The organism is Paraconexibacter sp. (assembly GCF_059438195.1).
The window spans coordinates 1-25,262 of the sequence record NZ_JBLKKY010000035.1; the positions used below are offsets into that span (position 1 = coordinate 1).

The window sequence follows — 25,262 nt, forward strand, 5'->3', positions numbered from 1 at the left end:
CGACCGACGTCAGCGTGCCGCCTCCGACGAGGAGCGGCACGCGGACCGTGACGCGGACGGCGTCACCGTCGGTCGCGACGGCGACCCCGCGGCGCAGCGGCGCCGCGACGGCGTGCCTCGCCGCGGCGAGCGGCGCCGCCCCGACGGCGTGCGCCCGGGCCGCCGCGCGTGCGGCGCCGCTCGCCGACCACGCCGCCCACCCGGCGAGCGTGAGCTGCGCGAAGGCGGCGAGGACGAGGGCGAGGAGCGGGAGGAGCGCGACGAGCTCGACGCTCGCCTGACCGTCCGTGGATCGCATCCGTCGCCGCACGCCGGGAGCATCGCCCGAGGGGCTGTGACATCTCGACAGGCGATCGCGGAGATCTCCCGCAGATCGTGTGACGACTTCGCGCGGTCACGCGCCGCTCACGGACGGCAACACGCCGGATCCGGCGGGCGCCCTCGTGTGGACCGCCTCGGGCGGCCTGCGGATCAGAACGAGTACTCGCGCCAGTGCCGCCACACGAGCACGAGCGCGTAGGACGCCGCGCCGATCGCGGCGAGCCAGAGGAGGATGCCCGGCCCGGTGTCCCACATCCGCTCGCGGCCCGCCATCGCCACGACGATGACGGCGAGCGCGCCGTAGAGATAGCCGCGGTGACGCTCGCCGAGCGAGAAGATCGTCGTGCGGTGCTCGCGGTAGAGACGCGCGCCGATGAGCACGAACGCGACGATGATGAGGATCGAGAGGAGCGCGCCGACGACGTCCGCCGTCCGCCCGCCGCCCGGCGTGAAGTGGATCGCCGCCGAGATCGCGACGACGATGAGCCCGTTGCGGAGACCGACCGGGACGTTCACGTCCCGAACGTTAGCCGGTCGTCGGCGCGGCCGGCTCGGCCTCGAGGACGGCGTCGTCCTCCCGCACCGCCTGCTGCTCGGCACCGACCTCGCCGTCGGCGGGCTCCGCGGCGAAGCGGTACCCGACGCCGAAGTGCGTGTGGATGTACCGCCACTGCGGCGAGGCCTTCTCGAGCTTCTGCCGGAGCTTGCGGACGAAGACGTCGACGGAGCGGTCGCCGCGCGCCATCGCGTAGCCCCACACGCGCTGGTAGATCTCCTCGCGCTCGAGGACGCGGCCCTCGGCGCCCGCGAGGAGCTCGATGAGCTCGAACTCGCGCCGCGTGAGGTCGATCGACGTGTCGCCGACGAACGCCTGGAAGCGGTCGGAGCGGATGGAGATCTCGCCGGCCGCGATGGGGCCCTCGGAGCGCGCCTCCGTGCGGCGTCGGCGGCGGACGACCGCCTCGATGCGCGCGATGAGCTCTTCGGGGTGGCACGGCTTCGTCAGCCAGTCGTCGGCGCCCATCCGCAGGCCGCGGACGCGCTGCGCGACGGTCGACTGCCCCGTGCAGACGACGACGCCGAGGCCCGGAAGGCCGGTGCAGAGCTTCTCGAGGTACTCCCAGGCGGACGGGCCGACGGTCGTCAGGTCGACGACGACGGCGCTGAGGCGCATCTCCACGAGCGAGTCGACGGGAGCCGGGCCGGCGAGGACGCGAGACTCCCATCCGAGGCGCTCGAGTCGCTTGCCGAGGACCTGGAGGAACCCGGAGTCCGTGTCGATGACGGCGACCCGCAGCGGTGCGGCGGTGCCGGAGGCGGCGGAGCGGTCCTGCTCGGCGCCGGCGGAAGTGAGGTCCGACATGACGCGGTCAGTGTACGACGTGGGGCCGCCGGACAACCTCCGCGACCCCGATCGTCACAGCCTTTTCACAGCCGGCCGAGCACGTGCCGAACGGCACGTTCTCGGAGGATCACGCGCTCGCGGCGGGCGGCGACGGCGGGGAATCGCTGCCGGCGGGGTGCGAGGAGTCCGAGAACTCCCGGAAGAGCCCCGTCACGACGAACGCGGTCTGCTCGCCGATGTCGACGGCGTTGTCGCCGATCCTCTCGAGGGCCCGGGCGATCATCACCATCGCCATCCCCCACTCGCGGAGGTCCTCGTTCGTCCCCACCTCGACGGCGAGGCGGAAGAGCTCGCGGTTGAGCTGGTTGATCTCCGCGTCCTGCCGGACGATGTCCTCGGCCAGCGCGGTGTCCCGCATCGCGAACGCCTGCTTCGACTGCAGGACCTCCGAGCGCGCGAGCCTCCCCATCCGCAGGATCTTCCCGAGGATCTCGTCCTGGACCGGGGGCTCGTGCCCGACGATGGGGATGAGCTTGCAGATGTTCACGCACTGGTCGCCCATGCGCTCCATGTGCTTCACGAGGTGGAGCAGCGCCGCGACGAGGCGCAGGTCGCCGGCGACCGGCGCCTGGAGCGCGATGAGGGAGAGGATCGACTGATGGACCTCGAGGTACCGGCCGTCGAGCCGGTCGTCGTCGGCGACGACGTACTGGGCGAGCTCGACGTCCTGGTGCTCGAGCGCCTCGAGCGTGCGGTCGATCTGCGAGACGACGATGTCGAGCCCGCCGAGCGCCGCGGACTCCGTGCGGCGCAGCTCCTCGACGAAGTGGGCCCTGGGGTCGTGGGACATGCGCCGGATGCCCGCGTCAGCCGAACTTGCCGGTGACGTACTGCTCGGTGCGCTCGTCGTCGGGGTTCGTGAAGACCTTCTGCGTCGGGTTGAGCTCCACGAGCCGCCCGATGCGCTGGCTCTCGCCCGCCGAGAGGTCGACGATGAAGAACGCCGTCCGATCGCTCACGCGGGCCGCCTGCTGCATGTTGTGGGTCACGATGATGATCGAGTACTGGTCCTTGAGCTCGAGCATGAGCTCCTCGATCTTCCCCGTCGAGATCGGGTCGAGCGCCGAGCACGGCTCGTCCATGAGGATGACGTCGGGCGAGGCCGCGATCGCGCGGGCGATGCAGAGCCGCTGCTGCTGACCGCCGGACATCCCGAACGCGTTGTCCTTGAGCCGGTCCTTCACGTCGTCCCAGAGCGCCGCCTTGCGCAGCGACGTCTCGACGATCTCGTCCATGTCCGCGTGCTCGGGCGGCTTCATCCCCAGCACGCGCGGCCCGAAGGCGACGTTGTCGTAGATCGACTTGGGGAACGGGTTCGGCTTCTGGAAGACCATGCCGATCCGCTTGCGGACGCTGATCGGGTCGACGTCGGGCGCGTAGAGGTCGACGCCGTGGTAGAGGAGCTGGCCCTGGACCTTCGCCGACGGGATGAGGTCGTTCATCCGGTTGAGGCACCGCAGGACCGTCGACTTCCCGCAGCCGGAGGGCCCGATGAACGCCGTGATGTCGTTCTCGAGGATGTCCATCGAGACGTCGAGGACGGCGGGATTGCCGCCGTAGGCGACCCCGAGGTCGCGAAGCTGGAAGACGGCCTCGCGAGCGGTCGCCGGCATCGCGCCGTGCTGTGCCACTGCCATGTGGAGATCCGGGCGATGGCCCGCCTCGTGCGACGGGGCGGCACCGGCGCTCGACCGGCCATGGGCCTGCTGGGCGGTGTCCTCGGGAGGCATGCGTCGTCCTTGGTCCTGGGGATCGGGGTCGTCGGCTACCACTTCTGCTCGTACTTGTTGCGGAGGTAGATCGCGACGGAGTTCATGAGGAGGAGGATCGCGAGGAGGACGAGGATCGTCGCCGCAGCGAGATCGCGGAAGATCGCCTCGGGCTCCCCGACGTTGTTGAAGATCTGGATCGGAAGCGCGGAGAAGGGACCGTCGAGCTCGGGGTCGAAGCGCTGGAAGGCCGCCGCGCCCACGAGGATGAGCGGGGCGGTCTCGCCGATCGCGCGTGACAGAGCGAGGATGACACCCGTGGCGATCCCCGGCAAGGCCCCCGGAAGGACCTGCTTCCAGATCGTCTGCCACTGCGTCGCGCCGAGCGCCATCGAGCCCTCTCGGATCGACGGCGGGACCGCTCGGATGGCCTCCCGCGCGACGATGATGACGACGGGCAGGACGAGCAGGCCGAGCGTGAGAGCGCCGGCGAGCAGCGTCGGCTGCCCCTCTCCGAGCCCGAAGATCTCGACCGGTCCGCGCACGATGAAGGCGAGTCCGAGGATGCCGTAGACGACGGACGGGACCGAGGCGAGGTTCTGGATGTTCACCTCGATGAGGCGGTTCCACCAGCGCTCCGGGTTCGCGTACTCCTCGAGGTAGATCGCGGTCGCGATCCCGATCGGGACGATGAACGCCGCGACGAGCACCATGAGGTAGAGCGTCCCGATGAGGGCGCTGCGGATCCCGGACTCCTCGGGCGTGAGCCTCGACGGGTAGTCCGTGAGGAAGCTCGTGCTGAGGCTTCCCGCGCCGTCGGCGATGGTGTCGACCATCAGCACGGCGAGGAAGACGACGGCGACGAGGAGCGAGAGCACGAGCCCCGAGAGGAACACGAGCTCCCGCGTGCGCTCCCCGCCGGAGGAGCGGGTGACCGTCTTGCGGACGATGTCGGTCTCGACCACCGGCATGGCTACTCGTACACCTGCCGGTACTTGCGGACGAAGCGGATCGCGATGAGGTTGAGCGCGAGCGTGAGCACGAAGAGCGTGGTCCCGACGGCGAAGATCGTCGCGTAGGCGATCCCGCCGGCCGAGACGTCCGCCCGCGCCGTCTGCGCGATGAACGCCGCCATGTTCTGGTGGGCCTGGGTGAGATCGAAGGTGAGGTTCGGGTTGTTGCCGCCCGCGACGAGGATGAGGACGGTCTCGCCGATCGCCCGCGAGGCTCCGAGGACGACCGCGGCGACGATCCCCGAGAGCGCGGCCGGCATGACGACGCGGACGACGACCTGCCACTTCGGCGCGCCGAGGCCGAAGGCCCCCTCGCGCAGCGACTGCGGCACCGCCGACATCGCGTCCTCGCTCACCGACGCGATCGTCGGGAGCACGAGGATGCCGAGGATGATGCCGGCCGAGAGGCCGTTGAAGACCTGGACCTCGATCCCGAGCATGTCCTGGAGCACGATCGGGGTGAAGAAGGTGAGCGCGAAGTAGCCGAAGACGATCGTCGGGATGCCGGCGAGCACCTCGACGACGGGCTTCATCACGCGACGGACCCGCGGGGATGCGTATTCGGCGAGGTAGACGCCGACGCCGAGGCCGACCGGGATCGCGACGACCATGCCGATGGCCGTGAGGTAGAGCGTGCTCCAGATGAGCGGGACGACGCCGAACGCCTGCGAGTCGCCGCCGGCGAGCGGAGCCCAGTCGGTCCCGGCGAAGAAGTCGCCGAACGGGACCTCCTCGAAGAACTTCACCGTCTCCCGCAGGAGCTCGACGACGATGCCCGTCGTCGTGAGGACGGAGATGAGGGCGGCGGCGGCGAGGACGACCTTGATGGCCGCCTCGCCGACCGACCGGCGCGAGCGCGTGCGCGTGAGATCGATGCTCTGCGCACCCGCGCGCGCCACCAGATGCTGGCTGCCCTCCATGACTCCGTGCCTCCTGGGTCCTAGCCCTCGAGGTCCGCGACCGTGATCGGCGTCGCGCTCTCGAGGTTGGACTCAGCGGTCGCCTTGATCTCCTCGGTCACGGGGATGTAGCCCGAGGCCTCGGTGACCCGCTGGTTGTTGTCGAGGATGAACTGGATGAACCCCTTCGTGGCGGGATCCTTCGCGCTCTCGACGCTCGGGTACATGAAGAGCGGCCGCGACAGCGGGCTGTACTCCCCGCTCGCGATCGTGTCGGTGGACGGAGCCACGCAGCCCTCGCCGGCGTCGACCGCGAGGGTCTTCACCTTGTCCTCGTTCTCGACCGCGAAGGCGTAGCCGACGTAGCCGAGCGCGCCCTTCGTGCCCGAGATGCCCGTGATGATCTGGTTGTCGTCGGCCGAGGTCTGCACCTTCTCCGTGCGCTGCTCGGCGTCGGTCTCGAGGACCGCCTCGGTGAAGTAGTCGTACGTGCCGGACTCGGTCCCGGGCGTGAAGAACTGGACGTCCTGGTCCGGGAAGCCCTCGCCGAGCTCGGAGTAGTTGGAGACCGTCGCATCCGGCGCGAGCAGCTGCTTGAGCTGCTCGGTGGTGACGCAGTCGTTCGGGACCTCGAGCTCGGGGTGCGCGATGACCGAGAGGCCGTCGATGCCGACCTGCACCTCGACCGGCTGGACGCCGCCCTCCTCGCACGCCTCGATCTCGTCCGCCTCGATGCGGCGCGACGCGTCGGCCGCCGTGAGCTCGCCACGGCAGAAGCGGTCGAAGCCGTCCCCGGTGCCGATGCCGCCGACGGTGATCTGCACCTGCGGGGCCACTTCGCCGAAGAGCTCGACGGCGGCCTCGGCAAGGGGCTGGACCGTCGAGGAGCCGTCGAAGCGGAGCGTGCCGCTGAGGTTCGAGAGATCCTCGCCGCCCGCGGACTGCCCGGTGGAGTCGCCGCCCGCGGCGGTCGTCTCCTCGTCGTCGTCGCCGCAGGCTGCGACACCGAACGCGAGCGCGCTCGTCGCGAGAGCGACGATGAGCTTGTGTGACCTCACTGCATCTCCTTTGGGTAGACCATGCCGGCGGCAGGCTTCCAGCGGTCTGGCTGGAGTCTGTTACCGACCGGTGCCTTCTTTGTGAAAAGCATGTGAAGCGGCGTCGTCCACCCGCCGCTCGAGATCGAGGCGGTAGCCGAAGCCGACGTGCGTGTGGATCGAGCGCAGGCCCGGAAGCGCCGCGTCGAGCTTCACGCGCAGCTTGTGGACGTAGACGTCGACGGAGCGGTCGCCGCGGCGGAGGTCGCCGCCCCAGACCTGCCGGTAGAGCTCGTCGCGGCTCACGACGTGCCCCGCCCGGCGCACGAGCGCGACGAGGAGGCCGAGCTCGCGCACCGACAGCACGATCGCGTGCCCGCCGACCGTCGCGAATCCTTCGTCGGGACGGACCTCGAGCGCGCCGACGCGCAGGCATCCGTCGTGGGTCCCGGCGGTGTCCATCGCGTCGCGATCGTCGCGAGTCGCCCCCGCGAGCCTGTGACCGAGCCGTGAACCGGACGTGAAAGACCTGTGAAGACCCGCGACACCGTCGGTCCGCCGCTCTACGGTGCGGGCGATGGGCTTCCGCCGCCGTCCAGAGACCGACGAGGCGCTCCTCGGCCTGCTCGAGCAGGCCGGCCGCAACGTCGAGCGCGCGGGGGCGCTCCTCCGCGACCTCGTGCGCGACTGTCCCGAGCACGCGGAGGTCACCGCGCAGCTCGTCGCGTGCGAGCACGAGGGCGATCGCATCACCCACGACATCATCCACCGGCTCAACGGCCCCGGCCGCCGCCGCCGGGCACTCGACCCCGCCGACGGACATGCGCTGGCGACGGCGCTCGACGACATCGTGGACTACGCGGAGGAGACGGCCGACGCCTTCTCGCTCTTCGCGGTGGAGGCTCCCATGGAGCAGGCCGTCGGCCTGACCGAGGTTCTCGTCGGCGCGACGGAGCAGGTCTCGCGCGCCCTGCGGTGCCTGCGCTCGGGCAGCGACTTGGCGCCGCACCTCGTCGAGATCCACCGTCTCGAGAACGAGGGCGACCGGCTCGAGCGCGACGGGCTCGCGTCGCTCTTCGCCGGCGGCGTGGACCCCATGGTCGTCATCCGCTGGAAGGACATCTTCGAGAAGATCGAAGCCTCGGTCGACGCCTGCGAGACCGTCGCGAACCTCCTGGAGGGCATCGCGCTCAAGGCGCGGCAACGCTGAGCCCGCGCGGCCTCCGACCGGCCCACTACGATGCGCGGTCGTGCGTCCCGCGTCCGACCGCACTCCCCCGCCCAGCGAAGGCCGGCGTGACGCCGTCCGCCTGCGGCGCGGGCTCGCCGTCGCCGCGGCGCTCTCCGCCCTCGGCGGGGCCGCGCCCTCGCTCGCGGACACGGACGACGAGCTCGTCGACGCGGCTCCCCGTCCGTCCGGGCCGGCGACGACGCCCGGTCGCACCGCGCCGCCGCAGACGACCGAGAGCACGCGCGGGCCGTCGACCCCGCCGCCGACGACGCCCGCCGCCCCGGCCGGGCCGCCCGAGGCGCGCACGCCCGCCCCGCGGACGGACGACGGCGGCGACGAGGAGGACGCACGCGACGCCGATCGCACGGAACGCGCCGCCTCCGAGGCCGAGAAGGACGCCCGCCCCGACGCGGAGGAGCGCGAGGCCGAGAAGCGCGACGAGGCCGAGGAGCGCGAGGGTGGCGACGACGAGGCCGGCGGCCGCACCGCGGACGGCGTCCCGACCGCGGCCGACCCGACCTTCAGCCTCGCCCTGCCGGGCGCCGCGCCGGCGGGCGTCCCCGACTTCTTCATCGAGAAGTTCCGGATCCCGCCGTTCCTGCTGCCGATCTACCAGGCGGCCGGGATCGAGTACGGCGTGCGCTGGGAGATCCTCGCGGCGATCAACGAGATCGAGACCGACTACGGCCGCAACCTCAACGTGAGCTCGGCCGGCGCTCTGGGCTGGATGCAGTTCATCCCGTCCTCGTGGAAGGCCTACGGCGTCGACGCCAACCGAGACGGCAAGAAGGACCCGTACAACCCGGTCGACGCGATCTTCGCCGCGGCGCGCTACCTCAAGGCGGCCGGCGCCGACACCGACCTCCGCAAGGCGATCTTCGCCTACAACCACGCCGACTGGTACGTCGACAGCGTGCTCATGCGCGCCCGGCTCATCGGCGGCCTGCCCGCCGACCTCGTCGGCTCGCTCACCGGCCTCACCCAGGGGCGGTTCCCCGTGGAGGCCGAGGCGCGCTATGCCGGGGACCGCCGCGACAAGGGCGTGCGGATCCACGCCGAGTCGGGCACCCCCGTCCTCGCCGTGCAGGACGGGAAGGTCGTCCGCATGGGGACGCACCCGCGACTCGGGCGCTTCGTCCAGCTCGAGGACACCTACGGCAACGTCTACACCTACGGCCGCCTCGGGGAGCTCGCCGAGAGCCACCTCGTGCCCGAAGACGGGACGTCGGCGGCCGAGCGGGCGGATGCCCGGGCCGAGGCCGAGCCGGCGCCAGCCGCGAGCGACGCGCCGGGCGGCAAGCAGCGGCTCCACGCCAACCCGGCCCGCCCGCGCGTGGAGGAGTCGGCGCGCGGCGCCGCGGCGAAGGACGACGGCCTCGTCCGCCGCGCGCTGCGCGAGGGCTCTCGCGTCCTCGCGGGGACGACGCTCGGCCGCATCGGCCCGCGCCCGGCCGGGCGCTCCCCCCACGTCCTCTTCGAGATCCGCCCCGCCGGGGACGACGCCCCGCGCGTCGCGCCGAAGCCGATCCTCGACGGCTGGAAGCTCCTCGAGTCGACGGCCGTCCACCGCGCGAAGGGCGAGAACCCGCTCGTCGGCGGCGAGCGAGCGACGATCGGCCAGATCCTGCTCCTCGGCAAGCAGGCCCTCCAGAAGCGCGTCCTCGAGAACCCGCGCATCGAGATCTACGACTGCGGCCGCCGGGACATCCGCTCTGGCGCGATCGACCGCCGCGTCCTCGCGACGCTCGAGGTCCTCGCGGCGAGCGGCCTGCGGCCGACGGTGAGCTCGCTCCTCTGCGGTCGGCGCGGCCGGCTCACGTCCGCCGGGGCGGTGTCGCACCACGTCTCCGGCAACGCGGTCGACATCTCGAAGATCAACGGTCTCCCCGTCCTCGGCAACCAGGGCCCCGGCTCCGTGACCGAGGCCGCCGTGCGACGCCTCGTCACGCTCCAGGGCACGACGCGCCCCGACCAGATCATCAGCCTCCTCACCGTCGAGGGCGCCGACAACACGATCGCCCTCCCCGATCACGCCGATCACCTCCACGTCGGCTTCCGCCCGTCCGTGCAGGAGGATCCGGAGACCCGGAAGCGCGTCGATGCGGCGCTCGCGCCCGACCAGTGGATCAAGCTCATCGACCGGATCGGCGAGATCGACAACCCGCAGGTCCGGCGCTCCCCGTCCGGCGCGTCGCTGCCCGCCGACGACGACGAGTAGGCGACTCAGCGGCCCAGCGACAGGTCGTCGCAGAGCTCCGCGAGCAGGCACGACCAGCCGAAGCCCCGCGCCGCGAGGCCCTCCCCCGTGAGCGGGTGGTAGTACTCGCGCAGCCCGCCGCGCAGGGCGGCGTACGCGAGCGTCACGACGACCCGATCGGCGGCCTCGTCGTAGCCGAGCTCGCGCATCGCCGGGACGAGGAGGTACGCGGTGTTCACCCACGACGGGCCCCGCCACGTCCTGCAGCGGTCGAACGTCGGCCGGAACGAGGGCTCCGACATCGCGACCGACGGGATGCCGACCGGGGCGAGGTAGCGCGACGGGTCGAGCAGATGCTCCTCGACGAGCCGGCGGCGGGCGTCCTCCGGGATCCCGGGGAGCGCGAGCGGCGCGAGGCACGCCCAGGTCGAGACCTGGACGGGGCGCCGGTCGCGGCCGGCGAGCGGGAGGAAGAGCCCGGTCGACGGGTCGAGGCAGCGGTCGACGAGGGCCCGCTCGACGGCGCCGGCGCGCCGCGCCCAGCCATCGTCGCCGCTGAGCCGCGCCATCGCGTGGAGGGAGAGCGCGTAGGCGACCGTGACGAGCACGTCCTTCACGTGGAGGTCGGTCTCGCGGGCGATGCGCGGCACCTGCCACCCCATGCGGCCCCAGCGCCGGACGAGGCGGAAGTACCCGGGCCGGTAGTGCACGTGCGGGCCGAACGCCGCGTCGTACATCGGGGAGTCGTCGAGGCCCGACTCGTCGGGGAGCACGATCGTGAGGAGGCCCTCGTCGTCGGGATCGCGGGTCGCCGCGAGCCAGTCGAGGTGCCTGCCGAGCGCGTCGAGCCCCTCCACGGCGAACGCCGGACCCTCGCCCGCGTCCGCCGCCGCGACCTTGTCCCAGGCCCACGGCAGCAGCGGCGGGTCGATCGAGGTCGTCCGCCAGCTCCCCCACGTCCGCTCGGTCGCATAGAGGGGAGCGCGGCGCCAGCGGGCCGGGCTGTCCCAGAAGACGGTGTGCGGGAGGAACCCGTCGGGATCGCCCGAGCGCAGGATCGTCCGCAGCTCCGCGCGGGCGCGGGCCCGGTCGTAGCGCGTCCACGCGATCGCGTGGAAGCACGAGTCCCAGTGCCACATGTGCCGGTAGCGCGGCGTCGCCGGGACGGTGAAGGCGTACGGCGTCCCGCGCCTCTCGCCGACACGCCAGTTCTCGCGCAGCGTCCGCTCGGCGAGCGCGTCGAGGCCGATGACGAGGACGTCCGCCTCCCCCACCGCGGACGCGCCCGGGGCCGTCATCCGGCGCCGGCCGCGGCGAGCTCGTCGTAGGTGATCGCGGTCCGGCGGCGCGCCCGGCGCAGCACGTGCTCGACCGCGCCGACGTGCCGCGGGTGGTCGAGATCCGCAGGGTGGAGATCGAGCCGCAGGACGTCCCCCGCGCACATCGCCCCGACGCGCACGAGCAGCGGGGACGACAGCCGCTTGAGCGCCGTGGAGGTCCCCAGGCACAGGGCCGGCGACAGCTCGGCGTGCGTCCCCCGGTCCCGGTGCAGTCGGCCGAGCGAGGCCCACCACTCGAACCGCTCCGCGAGCGTCTCGCAGAGGGCCTCGGTGTAGGCGTAGGCCGGCGCGACGAAGCCGCGCGGCTGGACCCCGGCGAGTCGCAGGACGCGCCGGCCCGCATCGACCGCGCGTCGGGTCTCGTCGCCGTCGAGGCCGACGAACTCCGCCGCGCCGGCACCCTGCCACTCGGCGAGCCGCCGGCGCAGGAGCGGGGCCGGACGGGACTGGCGGTGCTGGAAGCCGTGCTGGGCGATCGCGTCGCCGGCCGCCGAGCGCTCCGCGAGCCAGTCGGCGAGTCCCGGGCTGCGGTCGTGGAACGGATGGAGGTCCCGCGCCGGGATGACCAGGAGGGTGACCCGGTCGACGCCGTGGTCGTCGAGCCAGTCGCGGATGAGGGCGCAGCGCTCGAAGGTCGCCGGCTCGACGTCGTGGAGCGCGACCGCGAGCGCGCTCATCCCCGCGCCCTGCCCGCGAGCTCCTCGAGGGCCCCGAGCTCCTCGGTGAAGAGCCGGCGCCAGGTGAAGCGCCGGCCGAGCGCCGCCGACGCGGCGTGGTCCGGTGGGGTCGCGCGGGCGAGCGCGCGGCGCTCGGAGACGAACGGGGCGAACGTGACGCGGTCGGCGATCCCGAGCCGACGGGCCCGCTCGCGCAGGCGGCCCTCGGCCGGGCCGGAGCCGACGAGCCGCAGCTCCCACGGATCGGTCGTGCGCGCCGCTGCCTCGAGGAGCGTGAAGACGCCCTTCTCGCGGGCGAGCCGCCCCACGTAGAGGACGTGGTCACACCGCCGCACGTCGGGCTGCGGCCTGAACGCCTGGTGGACGCCGAGCCGCAGCGGGAGGTCGGCGGGCCGGCCGCAGTCCTGGGTGCAGTCGACGACGGACATGACCGCGTCGACGCCGCGGGCGGCCCGGCGCATCCACCGCCGGAGGAGCGGGACGTAGACGCGGTCGCCGAGCCAGCTGCCCGCGCCGGGCATGCCGGCCGCGTCGAGCTCGCTCGAGCCGTGGTGGACCGCGACGACGACCGCTCCGACCTCGTGCGCGACGTCGCTGACGCCGAGCGGCCCCCAGAACGGGTCGTGGAGGAGGACGACATCGGGCCGCAGCGCGCGGAGCGTCCGCCCGAGCGCGCCCACGCCGACGGGGATCCGGTAGCCGTTGGCGGTCGCGACCCGGACGGCCTGCAGCTCGTGGCGGCCCCCCTCGTGGCGCTCCCGCGGACCCGGCGTGATCATGTGGTGCTCGAACGCCCGCGTCGCACCGACGTGCGCGACCTTCGCGTCGAGGTAGGTGCGGATGCCGCCGCCGCGCTCTCCGTACCAGAGCGCGACGTCGGCGACCCGCAGCGGTCGACGCCGACCGACGGCGGGGAGGTCGTCGTGCGTCCCGCGCAGGCGGCGCGCCGCCCGCACGGCGGCGTCGGCCCGCCGGTTCAGCGTCGCTGTCGAGGACTCACGCGACACGGCGCGAGCGCGTCTCGGTGACCGCACGCCGGCCGAGCGCGAGGCGGTACCCGTCGGCGAGACGGCCGAGCGCCGCCTCCCAGGTCCGGTCCCGCACCGCCGCGAGCCCGCCGCGAGCGAGGCGCTCCCGCTGCAGCGGCTGGTCGGCGACCTCGCAGAGCGCGGCCGCGAGCGCCACCCGGTCCGGGGGGCAGAGCCGGCCGCTCACGCCGTCCTCGACGATCGATCGGGGCCCGCCCTCGGCGACCGCGACGACCGGCAGCCCGCTCGCCTGCGCCTCGAGCAGGACCTGGCCGAAGGTGTCGGTGCGGCTCGCGAAGAGGAAGACGTCGGCGCTCGCGTACGCGCGGGCGAGGTCCTCGCCCTCGAGCCAGCCGAGGAACGTCGCATGCTCGCCGAGGCGCTCGCGCAGCTGCTCCTCCTCCGGGCCGCCGCCGGCGAGGCAGAGGTGGAGCCGCGGGTTGCGCCGCCGTGCCTCGAGGAAGGTGTCGGCGAGGAGGTCCGCGCCCTTCTCCTTCGTGAGGCGGCCCGCGTAGAGGACGCTCACCTGGCCGGGGAGGTGACCCTCGACGCGCTTGGCCGGGTCGAAGCGCGCGATGTCGACGCCGCGGTCCCAGCGCCCGATCCGCTCCTCGTCGATCCCCATGCCGCGCAGGACCTCGTCGCTCGCCTCGGACGGCGTGACGACGTGGTCGCACTGGCCGTAGAAGGCGGCGATCGCCATGCGGGACCCCTGCTCGAGGAGCGGGTCGGCGGCGCGCAGCCCGGCGTAGGCGGCGAGCTCGGTGTGGTAGCTGCCGAGGACCGGGAGGTCCATGATGCGGGCGACGAGCGCGGCCGCGATCCCGGCGGGGCCCGGCGAGCAGAGGTGGACGAGGTCGTAGCGGCCCTCGGCGAGCGTCTCGACGACCGCGGGGAGGCTCGGGACGCCGACCTCGAGGCCCGCGTAGAACGGGATGTCGATCTCGGCGACCGCGCTGAGCCGGCGGTCGACGTTCGCATCGGTGCCGACGACCTCGACGTCGAAGCCCGGGACGCCGCGCTCGCGGATCTCGTCGAGCGTGTGCGTGACCCCGTGCATCCCGCCGACCGCGTCGGCGACGAGGGCGACGCGGACCGGCTCGTTCTCGCGATGCACGAGCTTCGCCTTCTCCTTGCCGAGGAAGGCGGTCGCCGGCGCGTAGGGGATCGCGGCGACGCAGGCCTCGAAGATGCCCGAGGCGGCGCCGAGGTAGTCGGTCGCGCCCTTCGTCGGGTCGCGCGTGAGCGCGACGACCTCGTCGACCTTCGCGGAGAGCTTGCGCTCGTGGTGACGCCGGGCACGGCGGAAGAGGTCGGCGTGGCTGAAGTCCTCGTCCTGGAGCATCGCGAGCAGCTCGGCCTCGGTGCCGTCGAACTCGATCGCGTCGAGCCAGGAGCGCAGGAGCGCGCGGGCGTCCTCGGGGCCGAGGGGGTGGCGGAGCCGGCGGACGTCGCCGGCGGAGCCGGGGCCCCCTTCCTCATCGGCGCCCACGGCGGCACCCGAGCGGGCGTCGCCCTCGCGCATGACCCGCTCGACCATCTGGAGGACGAGCTGCGGGTTGGGAGCCGCGTCCGACTCGCCGCGACCGAGCGCCCGGGTCGCGATGCCCATCGCGGCGTGCGCCCACTTCGCGGCGGAGCCCTGCTCGCCGCGGGCGAGGGCGCGTCCGGCGCGGATGTGGGAGAGGTGCTCCTGCCACGTCGCGCACTCCGGCGTCTCGGTGTACGTGCGGCCGATGTCGACGCCGGCGTGATCGTCGGAGCCGCCGACGCCCGTCCCGCCGTGCGTCTCGATGTAGACGGCCGCCGGTGCGTTGAGCTCGCGGGCGCGCGAGCCGTTGCGGGTCTCCCAGATCGGGAAGAGCCGCGCGAGCCGGCGGCGGTGACGCGGCGTGAGCGGCGCCTCGACCGCGTAGAAGGGGTGCGCGAGCGCGCAGGTGATGTCGCGCTCGTGGAGGTACTCGGCGACGAGCTCGACGTCGTGGTTGTGCGCCTGGATCCACTCGTGGTCGTCGGGGGTGATCCCGAGGCAGAGGACGTGGACGGCCTGCGGCTCGCCCTTGAACCAGATCGTCGCCTCCTCGGAGATGAAGACGCGCGGGTCGTCGGCGATCTCGAGGACGCCGTCGATCGTGTCGTGGTCCGTGATCGTGATGAAGTCCATGCCCCGCCGCTCGGCGAGCTCGAGGACGTCCTGCGGCGGCGTCGCGCACTCGGGCAGGCCGAGAGCGCGCTGGACGCCGAGCTTCGACAGCTCGCTCGCCGTGCTGTGGCAGTGGAGGTCCGCCCGGCTCGTGCGGTGGAGCGTCATCGGTGCGTCTCCCTTGGTCTCGTCGTTCATGTGATGACGAGGGTCGTGCCTGCATGCAGGGGGTCTTGTGAACGCCCGGCCATCAGGTCGTGACGAGGCCGTGAACGTTCGGGCGGGGACGATCCGACCGACGAAGCGGACTCATCGGTCCGCTTCGCTACGATCCGGACCGCACAGTCCGCTTATGACTCCGTTCCCCGCCTCCCCCTCCTCCCGCCCCGACCCCATGAGGACGCTCCTCGTCCTCAGCCTCGCGATCGCGTCGTTCGCGCTCGCGATGAGCTCGGTCATCCCGGCGATCGGCGAGCTGCGCGACAAGTTCGGCACCGACACCGCCGGCATCGCCTGGGTCCTCACGGGCTTCCTCCTCACCGCCGCCGTGATGACGCCGATCATGGGGCGGCTCGGCGACATGTTCGGCAAGCGGCGCGTCCTCCTCGTCGCGCTCGCCATCTTCGCCACCGGGGCGACCGTCGCCGCGCTCGCGACCTCGCTCGAGATGCTCGTCGCCGGCCGCGTCCTGCAGGGCTTCAGCGGCGGCATCTTCCCCCTCTGCTTCGGGATCATCCGCGACGAGTTCCCGCCCCAGCGCGTCCCCGTGAGCATCGCGGTCATCTCGACGATCGGCGGTGTGGGAGCGAGCATCGGCATCGTCGGCGGCGGTCTCGTCGCCGAGCACGTCGGGACGCAGTGGCTCTTCTGGGCCGGCACGGTGACGTCGCTCTCCGCCGCCGTCGCGATCGCGCTCCTGGTCCCCGAGTCGCCGGTCCGGCGGCCGGGACGCGTCGACTGGCGCGGCGCGGTCGTCCTCTCGGTCGGTCTCGTCCTGCCGCTCGCGGGCGTCGCCCGCGCGACGGACTGGGGCTGGACGGACCCGCGGGTCCTCGGCCTCGTCGGCGCGGGCGTCGCGGTCCTGGTCGCCTGGGCGCGGCTGCAGCAGCGCACGGCGGAGCCGCTCGCCGACATCGCGACGCTCCGCAGCCCGCCCGTTCTCGTCACGAACCTCGCGACGTTCCTCGTCGGCTTCGGGATGTTCGGCTCCTTCGTGCTCGTGCCGCAGCTCGCCGAGACGCCCGAGGCCTACGGCGGGCTCGGGTTCGACGCGACCGGGGCCGGGCTGGTCCTCCTCCCCGGGTCGCTCGTGAGTCTCGTCACCGGGCCGATCGGCGGCCAGCTCGCCGCCCGGATGGGCAGCCGGGTGCCGCTCGTCCTCGGCGGCGCGCTCGCGACGCTCGGCCTCGCGTTCCTCGGCGTCGCCCACGGGTCGCTCGCGCTCATCGTCGTCGCGAGCACCGTCGTGTTCGCCGGCATCGGGTTCGCCTTCGCCGCGATGCCCAACCTCATCATCGCCGCGGTCCCGTCCGACCGCACGGGCGAGGCGACGGGCTTCAACGCCCTCATCCGCATGGCCGGCTCGTCGCTCGGCTCGCAGGTCGCGGCGTCGATCCTCGCGGGCAGCGCCGTCGCCGCGGCGGCGGGGCCGACCGACAGCGGCTTCACGACCGCGTTCCTCGTGAGCGCAGGCGTCGCCGCGCTCGCGACGGCGTGCGCGTTCGTCGTCCCCACGCCGGGCGAGGAGTCGACCGCGACCGCCCCGGCGGTCAGCATGTCGCGGGCATGACGACCGCCTCTCCCCCGCCGCGCGGCAAGCGCGCCGACGCCGTCCGCAACCGCGAGGCGGTCGTGCGCGCGGCCGCGGAGGTCTTCACCGAGAAGGGCCCGGCCGCCGGGATCGACGTCATCGCCGCCCGCGCCGGGGTCGGCAAGGCCACCGTCTACCGCAGCTTCCCGACGAAGGAGCACCTCGTCGCCGCCGTCGCCGCCGAGCGCCTCGAGTGGCTGGCCGACCTCTCCGAGCACGCGCTCGCGGAGGCCGGGGACGCGTGGGAGGCGATGCGCGACATCCTCCGCGCGGCGGTCCGCACGCGGGCGCGCGGCGTCATCGCCCACGGCGTGCAGAGCACGTGCGACGACCCGGTGCTCCAGGACGCCGTCGCGCGTGCCCGCGCGACCGGGGAGGCGCTGCTCGCACGCGGGCGTCGCGAGGGCGTCGTCCGCGACGACATCACGCACGACGATCTCATGGTGCTCTTCCGCGGCGTCACGCTCGCGCTCGTCGAGTCGGGAGAGGACGACGAGACGACGTGGAAGCGGTACGCCGACCTCGTCGCCGACGCCGTCCGCGCGCACTAGCGTCACGGCGACGCCCGGCCTCGCCGCGCCCGCAGGCCGACGCGTGGCGGCCGAGGCCGGCGGCCCGTCCTTCACGCGATCGTCACGCGATCCCCGCCGCTTGCAGGGAGATTCCCCGGGGGTGTCCCTCGACAGCACGCAGGCCGTCCGCGTCGTCCGCGACCGCGAGGCCCTCGTCATCGCGCGCGGCGCCGTGCGCGTCGAGGTGAAGGACCGGCCGTTCCGCGTCCACGTCCGCCGCGCGGGGCGGCGTCTCGTGCGCGGCCTCCACGTCTGGGCGAGCGAGGGGACGGTCGCGGACCGCTTCGTGCGGCACACCGAGGGCGTCGTCCCGCGCGAGAGCCTCTCCTTCCCGGAGCGGACGGTCGCGAGCGCGGTCCGCGAGGAGCGTGCCGACGGCGTCGTCCTCGACCTCGCGCTCCAGGGCGGTCGTGCGGCGCGCCTCGCGATCGCGATCCCCGCGGACGAGCACGTCGTGCTCGAGGCGACGGCGGAGGGCGACCCGCTGCGCATCGGCTTCGAGTGGGACACGCGCTCGAACGAGCGCTTCGCCGGGCTCGGAGCGCGGCACGCGCTCGCCGTCGACCACCGCGGGAGGGCGATCCAGCTCGGCGCGGACCGCTGGTACACGGGGCCCTCGTGCCCGCCCGACCTCCTCGACCTCGGCGGGATCCCGCAGGGCGACTACGCGCCCGTCCCGTTCCTGCAGAGCTCGCGCGGCGTCTCGGTCGCGCTCGAGACGGCGGGCAACGGGACGCGCTTCGAGCTCGGGGCGCGACGCGACGCGACGGTCGTGAGCGTCCGCGCGGCCTCGGGTCCGCTCCGCGCGCACCTCTCGACGCGCCCCCTCCCGGCGGCGCGCCTGCGGGCGGAGCTGGTGCGCACGGGCCTCCCGCAGCGCCTGCCGGCCTGGGCCTACGGGTTCTGGAAGTCGCGTGATGTCCACGAGCACGAGGAGCAGGTGCTCGAGGACGCCGCGGGATGCGCGTGGCACGGCATCCCGCTCGACGCGATCGTGCTCGACTCGCCGTGGGAGACGAACTACAACACCTGGATCCCCAATCCGCACCAGTTCCCCGACTTCGCGGGGATGGTCGCGTCGCTGCGCGAGCGCGGGGTGCGGACCGTCGTGTGGGTGACGCCGTGGACGAACGTCGACTCGCGCGACGGCCAGGTCCCGCCCGACCCGGCGTCGCGCCGCCTGCACCGCGAGCCGGCCTCGAACTACGGGGCGGGCGCGCGCGACGGGCACTTCGTCCGCGAGGCGGACGGCCGGCCGCTCGTGCGGAAGTGGTGGATGGGGACGGGGTCACCGGTCGACTTCACCTCCCCGGCCGCCGAGCGGTGGTGGCGCGAGCAGGCGCAGCGCGTGCTGGGCCTCGGGGTCGCCGGCATCAAGGCCGATGACGGCGAGGGCTACTACCTCGAGGACGACGTCCGCTTCGCCGACGGGACGACGGGCGCGCAGGCGGCGTGGGCGTGGGGCGAGCTCTACCGGCGCTGCATGCGGCGCGCTCTCGACGAGGTGCACCCGGGTGACGGCGTCGTGTTCGGGCGCTCGGGATGGAGCGGCCAGCAGGCGCACGGGATCCTGTGGGGCGGCGACCAGGCGAGCGACTTCTGGTCGCTGCAGGCGCTCGTCGCGGCGACGATCAGCGCGGCGTCGTCGGGGTTCTCGAACTGGTCGCACGACGTCGGCGGCTATCTCGGCGACCGCGGCGTCGACCGCTGCCCGCCCGAGCTGCTCCTGCGCTGGGCGCAGCTCGGCGTCTACACGCCGCTTATGCAGGCCCACGGGCGACTGCGGCAGGAGCCGTGGACGTACGACCGCGCGACACTCGAGCGCTACCGCGGGTGCGTCCTCCTCCACGAGATGCTCGTGCCCTACATCCGCGCGGCGGCGGAGACCGCGGCGCGCTGCGGCCTGCCGATCGTGCGCCCCCTCTCCCTCCTCGCGCCCTTCGACCCGCAGGCGTGGACGGTCGCCGACGCGTTCGGCTTCGGCCCGTCGCTGTGGGTCGCTCCCGTCCTCGAGGAGGGGGCGCGCGAGCGCGAGACGGTGCTGCCGCCGGGACGGTGGATCGAGACGTGGTCCGGGCGCGAGCTGACGGGCGGCCGCGAGGTCGTCGTCCCCGCCCCGCTCGACACGATCCCGGTGTGGGTGCGCGCCGGCCACATCGTCGTCACGCACCCCGCGCCGCACGTCGCGCGTGGCCTCAGGGACGTCCCCGACGCCGAGCGGCCCTACGTCGCGACGCTGTGGGGCCGCCCGCGGCACGGCCGCGCCCTCGCCGCCCTCCCGGACGGCACCAGGGTCCGGTGGTCCGAGGAGCGCGGGTGGTCGACCACCGCCCCCCGCGACATCGCGTTCGCGCAGACCTGACCGCCGAACCGGATTCCTGGGGTGCCATGGCACCCCAGGAATCCGGTTCGGCGCGACCGGGGCGCACCCGGAGCGCCCGAAGCGCCCGGCGAGCCCCCGGGGCTCCGTCAGGCCGAGGCGGCTGCCTGGGCCGGGAGCTCGGTGCCCCGGTTGAACCGGTCGACGAGGTGCTCGACGAACCAGTCGCGCGCCGCTCCGGAGGTGATCGAGAATCCCTCCCCCGTGTAGGCGTCGAAGTGGCCGCCCGGGACGGTGACGAGCTTCTTCGGGTGCGCCGCGGTCTCGTAGGCCGCCGTCGCCCACTCCCCCGGCGCGAGGCGGTCGAGCGGCGCGACGACCATGAGGAGAGGCGTCGGCGCGATGAGCGGGATGAACGCCCCCGGCTCGTAGCCGCGGAACATCTCGAGCGTCCGCAGCGTCGTCTCGTTGCGCCACGACGGCGCCCGCTCCGCCTGCGCCTCCGTGAAGAAGGCGTAGGAGTCCGCGGTCGGGAGCGCGCTCTGCTCGAGCGGGTTCTCGTGGACCACGGGCAGCGTGATCGGGTCGGCGCCCTGCATGCGCGCCTGGCGGTCGGCGGCGAAGAGCGCCTCCGTCTGGGACCAGAAGTCGACGCGCACGAGCGTCGCGAAGTTCCGCGAGCCGGAGATGAGCGGGACCTGCCCGCAGACGGCCTTCACGCGGCGGTCGATCGCGCTCGTCACGTACGCGTGCGCACCGCCGTAGCTCGACCCCCACAGGCCGATGCGGTCGGCGTCGACCTCCGGCCGCGACTGCGCGTAGGTGATCGCGTCCTGGATCCCGCGGATCTGCTGCCACGGGTCGATCTCGAGCCGCGGGGTCCCCGGGACCTCGTCGCTCGCGCCGAAGCCCGGGTGGTCGTAGACGAGGCAGGCGAGGCCCGCGTCGCTGAAGACCTCGGCGTAGGCGTCGAGGTGCATCTCCTTGACGGCCGAGAAGCCGTGCTGGAGGACGACGCACGCCGACTCGCCGGACGCGCCCTCGGGGGTGTACAGCCAGCCGCGGAGCGTCGCCCCGCCCTGCGTCGTGAACTCGACGTCCTCGCGCATCGCTCTCTCCTCCTCGGGGATGATCCCTCCGACGCTACGTCGCGCCGTCCCCCGCGACTCGGCGCGGCGGACCAACGCCGCGCTCCCTCCTTGGGGGAGCGGGACAACTGCTACCAGCCGTGACGCGACGCCGCGCGCCCCGCGGCGAGCCAGTCGACGTCCGCGCCGAGACGGACGACGAGGGCGATCGTCTGCCCGAGCGCGCGCAGCGGCCAGAGGTCGGCGGGGACGAGCGTCGCCCGAGGGGCGATATCGAGGAGGGCGTCGCGGTGCGGCTCGGCGCGCTCGACGACGGTCCGGGCGACGTCGGGATCGACCCGCACCGCGCCACCGGAGAGGACGCCGGCCAGCACGTCGACCGCGACCGCGGCCGCGCGCTCGGCATCGCCGTCCGCGAGCGCGCCGAGCGCGACGGCCACCCTCGCGACGCCGGCCTCGTCGCCGGCGGCGAACGCGTCGAGGAGGTCGGCGACGAGGTCGGCCCGGCCCTCTCCGACGGGGGCCGCGCCGGACGCGTCGAGGACGACGAGGCGACCCGACGCATCGAGGACGACGCCGTCGGGGCGGAGGTCGGCGACGACGGTCCCGTGGCGCACGGCTCCCGCCTGGAAGCGGATGAGCAGCTCCGCGGCGCGGGCCCGGTCGCCGGCGTCCTCGAGCTCGAGGACCGGCGTCCCCTCGGGGTCGTCGCGGACGAGGACGCCCGCGTGCGAGAGGTCGGTGTGCGGCCGCGCGACGGCGAGGTCGTCGTGACGGCGCAGCGCGCGGTGGAGCGCCCGCTGGTTCGAGGCGACGTGCTCGAGGTCGAGGTCGTCGAGGACGCGGTGACGCGCCTCGCGGACGACCGCGGGGACGTCCACGCCCGGGAAGGCGGCGCGCGCGGGGGCGACGAGCCGGTCGGCGAGCCCGAGGTCCGAGCGGACGAGCTCCGCGAGCCCGGGCCGCAGGACGGTGACGGCGACCCGCTCGCCGTCACGCACGCCGCGGTGGGTCTGGGTCGCGGGCGCGACGAGCGCGGGCGCCTCCTCGAGCTCGTCGAGCTCGTCGGACACGCGCCCTCCCCATGCCGCGCGGAGCGCCTTCTCGACGTCCTTGAAGGGGAGCGGCGCGACCTGGGCGGTCGCCTCCTCGAGGTCCGGCCACACCGCCTCGCGGACGGGGCGGGGAAGCATGGCCGCCTCGAGCTGCGCGTGGGCGTGCGCGAGGCCGACGCGCATCGACGTCGTCCCGCGCCCGACCGCGCGCGCGGCGGAGGTGAGGGCGCGGATCGCCTGGAGCTCTGCGTCGTCGGCCATGGCGGCGGAGACTACGTGCCGCCGGGACGGACGCCCGGGCTCAGCAGGCGACCGCGCGCTCCACGCCGAGCCGGTCGCCGGTGAGGAGGGCGCTCGCGGTCCGCTGGAGCGCGACGAGCTCGGGCCGGTGCGGCGGGGCGATCTCGAGCATGAGGGGGGCCTGATGCCCGCGGAGCGCCTCGCGGACGCGGTCCCACGGCAGCGTGCCGTTCCCGGGCGGGAGGTGGAGATCGAGCCGCAGCGGGTCGACGTCCGGGAAGCCGACGTCGTGCCGGCGGCAGCCGAGGTTGTCGTGGACGTGGAAGAGGACGACGTCGTCGGCGACGCGCCGCAGCACGCCGCCGAGATCCGTGCCGGCGAGGGCGCAGGTGATGTGCGCGTGGCCGATGTCGAGCAGCATCCCGAGCGACGGCATCCGCAGCCGGCGGACGAGGTCGTGGACGCGGAGCGGGTCGTGCGACTGGAGCGGCGGCCCGGGATGGACGGGCGCGAGGTTCTCGACGGCGACCGTGAGCCCGAGGGCGTGGGCGCGACGGGCGAGCCGCGCGAGCGCGCGCTCCTCGTCGTGGGCGCGCAGACGCGCGCGGTCGCCGCCCGGCCCGTCGGCGTCGGGGAACGCGAGGCCGTGGTAGACGACGATCTCGGCGCGCGCCTCGCGGGCGTAGTCGAGCAGGCCGTCGAAGGCGCGGTCGTGCTCGAGGACGCCGACCGAGAGGTCGTCGGGCCCGTGGAGGACGAGCCGCAGGCCGCAGGCGTCGAGGTTCGCCCGCAGGGCGCGGGCGTGACGGCGCAGCGACTCCCGGTCGCCGAGCATCGCGACGGGCGGCGTGCGGACCTGGACCCACGCGAAGCCCGACGCCTCCACGCCCTTCAGCGTCGCGGCGGTCGGCCAGTGGTCGCGCGGGATGTCGACGCCGAGCCGGCCGCGGATCTCGGTCGTCGCGGGGCGCAGCGCGCCGGGACGGTCCATGCGAGCGAGCATGCCCGCCAGGCCGGCCCGGGCGGTGACCGTGCGGTGACCTGCCGGTGAAGATCGTGTGACCGGCGCGCCTCGGGCTCAGGCGACCGACTCGGTCTCGGCCTCGAAGGCCTCGAGGGCCGCGTAGGCGTCCTCGACGGCGCGCTTCGCCGCGGTGTGCTTCGCCTCTGACTTCGCGGTCTCGTACTTCGTCGCCCAGCGCGCCGGGTCGGCGAGCTCCTCCTCGACGCGCGCGAGCTCCTCCTCGGCGTCCTCGACGGCCTTCTCGAGCGTCGCCTGCTTCTTGAGCCGGTTCTTGCTCGGCCCCTTCTTCGCGGGCCGCGCCGCCTCACCGCCGCCGTTCTTCCCGCTCGCAGCGGTGAGTGTCGATTCAGCCGCGCTCTCGGTGGGTGGATCGACACTCACGCCGTTGGAGGGGGGCGGCTCCGGGTTCGTGACGGCCATGCCGTCCGGGCGTCGCTCGTCGCGGCCGACGTGCTTGCGACCCCTCACCGCGAGCGGCGGCGGGGGCGGCGACGGCTCCACGCCCGCGGCCTTGCGCTCCTCCCGGGCCTGCGTGTACTCGGGGTAGCCCCCGACGTAGGAGCGCAGCGTGTGGTCCTCGATCGCGACGGTGCGGGTGCCGACGGCGTCGAGGAGCGCGCGGTCGTGGCTGATGAGCAGCAGCGCGCCCTCGAAGGAGCTCAGCGCGTCCTCGAGCGCCTCGCGGCTCTCGAGGTCGAGGTGGTTCGTCGGCTCGTCGAGGATGAGGACGTTCGCGCCCGACGACACGAGGATCGCGAGCGACAGCCGCTGGCGCTCGCCGCCGCTGAGACCGTCGAGCGGCTTGTCCGCCTCCTCCCCGCTGAAGAGGAACCGGCCGAGGAGCGCCCGCGCCTGGTTCGGGGACAGGCCCGTCCGCTTCACCGCCGCCTCGACGACCGTCCGCGCCCCGCCCTGCTCGAGCTCCTCCCCGTGCTGGGAGAGGTAGCCGACCTTCACGTTGTGGCCGATCCGGAGCTTGCCGTCGTCGAGAGCCCGGCGGCCCGTGATCGTGTCGACGAGCGTCGTCTTCCCCGTCCCGTTCTGCCCGACGAGCGAGACGTGCTCGCCGCGCTCGAGCCACAGCTCGGCGTCGGAGAGGAGGACCTTCGGCGGGTCGGTGGGGATCTCGATGTGGATGTCCTCGAGCTCGAAGATGACCCGGCCGGAGCGCTCCGGCGGCTTGAACGAGAAGCCGAGCTCGCGCGTGTCGCGCGGGTCGCGCTCGATCCGCTCGATCTTGTCCAGCGCCTTCACCCGCGACTGCGCCTGCCGCGCCTTCGTCGCCTTCGCCCGGAACCGCTCGATGAACTTCTCCATCCGCGCGATCTCGGCCTGCTGCTTCTCGATGGCGCGGCCGAGCGCGAGCTCGCGGGCGGCCTGCTCCTTGCGCCACTGGTGCCACGTGCCGTTGAAGAACCGCGCGCGGCCCGCCTCGAGCTCGAGGACGCAGGTGCCGACCGCCTCGAGGAACCAGCGGTCGTGGGCGACCATGATGACCGCCGCGTCGAGGTCGACGAGCGTCTGCTCGAGCCACTCGAGCGACTCGATGTCGAGGTGGTTCGTCGGCTCGTCGAGGAGCAGGAGGTCGGGCGAGGCGGCGAGCGCACGGGCGAGCGAGGCCCGGGTGAGCTGCCCGCCGGAGAACGTCTTCAGCTCGCGGTCGAGGTCGCCGTCCACGAACCCGAGGCCGTGGATGACGCCCTGCGCGCGCTCCCGCCACCCGTAGCCGCCGGCCGCCTCGTACCGGGCCTGGACGTCCGCGTAGCGGTTGAAGACCGACTCGTCGCCCTCCCCCATCCTCGCCTCGAGCGCCCGCAGCTCCTCCTCGAGCTCGAGCGGCTCGGTGTTCGCGGAGAGGACGTAGTCGCGGAGCGTGACGTCCCGGTCTCGGGGCGGCCGCTGGTCGTGGAGCACGACCTTGCAGCCCTTCTCGAGGACGAGCTCGCCGCCGTCGATCGACGTCTCGCCCGCGAGCATGCGGAGCAGCGTCGTCTTCCCGGCGCCGTTGCGCCCGGCGATCGTGAGCCGGTCGCGACGCTCGAGCTTGAACGACACGCCGCGCAGGAGCGGCTCCCCCGCCATGTCCTTGGCGAGGTCGGAGGCGATCATCACGGCCATCGACCCAAGGGTACGACGCGGCGGCGCCCGGACGA

22 protein-coding genes are annotated in these 25,262 nt (G+C 73.8%); 5 read left to right on the forward strand and 17 right to left on the reverse strand.

Annotated features, from left to right (window positions below):
• From ACME2J_RS12875 to ACME2J_RS12915, 9 genes are all read right to left on the reverse strand, one after another.
• On the reverse strand, positions 1-298 hold a 298-nt coding region (locus ACME2J_RS12875; RefSeq protein ID WP_495545325.1), incomplete at its 3' end, for a TadE/TadG family type IV pilus assembly protein.
• 173 nt (positions 299-471) lie between these two features.
• The gene (locus ACME2J_RS12880) at positions 472-837 is read right to left on the reverse strand and encodes a hypothetical protein (protein WP_495545326.1); all 366 of its coding nucleotides are present in this window, start codon (positions 835-837) and stop codon (positions 472-474) included.
• 10 nt (positions 838-847) lie between these two features.
• Positions 848-1,684 carry a response regulator transcription factor gene (locus ACME2J_RS12885; protein WP_495545327.1) on the reverse strand — a complete coding sequence of 279 codons (837 nt, stop codon included), beginning with the start codon at positions 1,682-1,684 and terminating at the stop codon, positions 848-850.
• Positions 1,685-1,793: 109 nt separating this feature from the next.
• Positions 1,794-2,516 carry a phosphate signaling complex protein PhoU gene (phoU, locus tag ACME2J_RS12890; RefSeq protein ID WP_495545328.1) on the reverse strand — a complete coding sequence of 241 codons (723 nt, stop codon included), beginning with the start codon at positions 2,514-2,516 and terminating at the stop codon, positions 1,794-1,796.
• A 16-nt stretch (positions 2,517-2,532) separates the two neighbouring features.
• Positions 2,533-3,363 (reverse strand): phosphate ABC transporter ATP-binding protein PstB, encoded by an 831-nt coding sequence (pstB, locus tag ACME2J_RS12895; RefSeq protein ID WP_495545370.1) that lies wholly within the window; start codon positions 3,361-3,363, stop codon positions 2,533-2,535.
• A 128-nt stretch (positions 3,364-3,491) separates the two neighbouring features.
• Complete coding sequence (pstA, locus tag ACME2J_RS12900) at positions 3,492-4,406, reverse strand: phosphate ABC transporter permease PstA (RefSeq protein WP_495545329.1); 915 nt, start codon at positions 4,404-4,406, stop codon at positions 3,492-3,494.
• Between the two features lie 2 nt (positions 4,407-4,408).
• Positions 4,409-5,368 carry a phosphate ABC transporter permease subunit PstC gene (pstC, locus tag ACME2J_RS12905; protein ID WP_495545330.1) on the reverse strand — a complete coding sequence of 320 codons (960 nt, stop codon included), beginning with the start codon at positions 5,366-5,368 and terminating at the stop codon, positions 4,409-4,411.
• A 20-nt stretch (positions 5,369-5,388) separates the two neighbouring features.
• On the reverse strand, positions 5,389-6,405 hold the full coding sequence (locus tag ACME2J_RS12910; RefSeq protein ID WP_495545331.1) for a phosphate ABC transporter substrate-binding protein PstS family protein: 1,017 nt from the start codon (positions 6,403-6,405) through the stop codon (positions 5,389-5,391).
• Between the two features lie 60 nt (positions 6,406-6,465).
• Positions 6,466-6,846 (reverse strand): winged helix-turn-helix domain-containing protein, encoded by a 381-nt coding sequence (locus tag ACME2J_RS12915; RefSeq protein WP_495545332.1) that lies wholly within the window; start codon positions 6,844-6,846, stop codon positions 6,466-6,468.
• 115 nt (positions 6,847-6,961) lie between these two features.
• On the opposite strand from ACME2J_RS12915, the gene ACME2J_RS12920 reads away from it, so the two are divergent.
• Both ACME2J_RS12920 and ACME2J_RS12925 read left to right on the forward strand, forming a co-directional pair.
• Positions 6,962-7,594 carry a DUF47 domain-containing protein gene (locus ACME2J_RS12920; protein ID WP_495545333.1) on the forward strand — a complete coding sequence of 211 codons (633 nt, stop codon included), beginning with the start codon at positions 6,962-6,964 and terminating at the stop codon, positions 7,592-7,594.
• 40 nt (positions 7,595-7,634) lie between these two features.
• Complete coding sequence (locus tag ACME2J_RS12925; protein ID WP_495545334.1) at positions 7,635-9,833, forward strand: lytic murein transglycosylase; 2,199 nt, start codon at positions 7,635-7,637, stop codon at positions 9,831-9,833.
• A 5-nt stretch (positions 9,834-9,838) separates the two neighbouring features.
• On the opposite strand, the gene ACME2J_RS12930 is transcribed toward ACME2J_RS12925, so the two are convergent.
• The 4 genes from ACME2J_RS12930 to ACME2J_RS12945 are packed head-to-tail and all read right to left on the reverse strand — an operon-like array spanning position 9,839 to position 15,198.
• Positions 9,839-11,110 carry an MGH1-like glycoside hydrolase domain-containing protein gene (locus ACME2J_RS12930; RefSeq protein WP_495545335.1) on the reverse strand — a complete coding sequence of 424 codons (1,272 nt, stop codon included), beginning with the start codon at positions 11,108-11,110 and terminating at the stop codon, positions 9,839-9,841.
• Entirely contained in the window at positions 11,107-11,829 is a 723-nt protein-coding gene (locus tag ACME2J_RS12935; RefSeq protein ID WP_495545336.1) for a DUF2334 domain-containing protein, read from the reverse strand. The genes ACME2J_RS12930 and ACME2J_RS12935 overlap by 4 nt, the downstream gene beginning before the upstream one ends.
• Positions 11,826-12,836, reverse strand: coding sequence for a glycosyltransferase (locus tag ACME2J_RS12940; RefSeq protein ID WP_495545337.1), 1,011 nt, complete (start codon positions 12,834-12,836; stop codon positions 11,826-11,828). The genes ACME2J_RS12935 and ACME2J_RS12940 overlap by 4 nt, the downstream gene beginning before the upstream one ends.
• Positions 12,826-15,198, reverse strand: coding sequence for a glycosyltransferase (locus ACME2J_RS12945; RefSeq protein ID WP_495545338.1), 2,373 nt, complete (start codon positions 15,196-15,198; stop codon positions 12,826-12,828). Before ACME2J_RS12945 ends, ACME2J_RS12940 begins: the two co-directional genes overlap by 11 nt.
• Before the next feature lie 196 nt (positions 15,199-15,394).
• Here ACME2J_RS12945 and ACME2J_RS12950 point away from each other — a divergent pair, with 196 nt between their 5' ends.
• The 3 genes from ACME2J_RS12950 to ACME2J_RS12960 all read left to right on the forward strand — a co-directional run bounded on the left by ACME2J_RS12950 (position 15,395) and on the right by ACME2J_RS12960 (position 19,744).
• Positions 15,395-16,789, forward strand: coding sequence for an MFS transporter (locus ACME2J_RS12950; RefSeq protein WP_495545339.1), 1,395 nt, complete (start codon positions 15,395-15,397; stop codon positions 16,787-16,789).
• The gene (locus tag ACME2J_RS12955; protein ID WP_495545340.1) at positions 16,786-17,361 is read left to right on the forward strand and encodes a TetR/AcrR family transcriptional regulator; all 576 of its coding nucleotides are present in this window, start codon (positions 16,786-16,788) and stop codon (positions 17,359-17,361) included. The genes ACME2J_RS12950 and ACME2J_RS12955 overlap by 4 nt, the downstream gene beginning before the upstream one ends.
• Before the next feature lie 121 nt (positions 17,362-17,482).
• The gene (locus ACME2J_RS12960; RefSeq protein ID WP_495545341.1) at positions 17,483-19,744 is read left to right on the forward strand and encodes a glycoside hydrolase family 31 protein; all 2,262 of its coding nucleotides are present in this window, start codon (positions 17,483-17,485) and stop codon (positions 19,742-19,744) included.
• Positions 19,745-19,851: 107 nt separating this feature from the next.
• On the opposite strand, the gene ACME2J_RS12965 is transcribed toward ACME2J_RS12960, so the two are convergent.
• The 4 genes from ACME2J_RS12965 to ACME2J_RS12980 form a co-directional block, all read right to left on the reverse strand.
• Positions 19,852-20,811: an alpha/beta hydrolase gene (locus ACME2J_RS12965; protein ID WP_495545342.1), complete on the reverse strand. Its 960-nt coding sequence runs from the start codon at positions 20,809-20,811 to the stop codon at positions 19,852-19,854.
• A 110-nt stretch (positions 20,812-20,921) separates the two neighbouring features.
• Positions 20,922-22,106, reverse strand: a complete 1,185-nt coding sequence (locus ACME2J_RS12970; protein ID WP_495545343.1) for an AarF/UbiB family protein — start codon at positions 22,104-22,106, stop codon at positions 20,922-20,924.
• A gap of 40 nt (positions 22,107-22,146) precedes the next feature.
• Positions 22,147-23,076 carry a sugar phosphate isomerase/epimerase family protein gene (locus ACME2J_RS12975; protein WP_495545344.1) on the reverse strand — a complete coding sequence of 310 codons (930 nt, stop codon included), beginning with the start codon at positions 23,074-23,076 and terminating at the stop codon, positions 22,147-22,149.
• Between the two features lie 87 nt (positions 23,077-23,163).
• Positions 23,164-25,227 carry an ABC-F family ATP-binding cassette domain-containing protein gene (locus tag ACME2J_RS12980; protein WP_495545345.1) on the reverse strand — a complete coding sequence of 688 codons (2,064 nt, stop codon included), beginning with the start codon at positions 25,225-25,227 and terminating at the stop codon, positions 23,164-23,166.
• Positions 25,228-25,262: the final 35 nt, after the last annotated feature.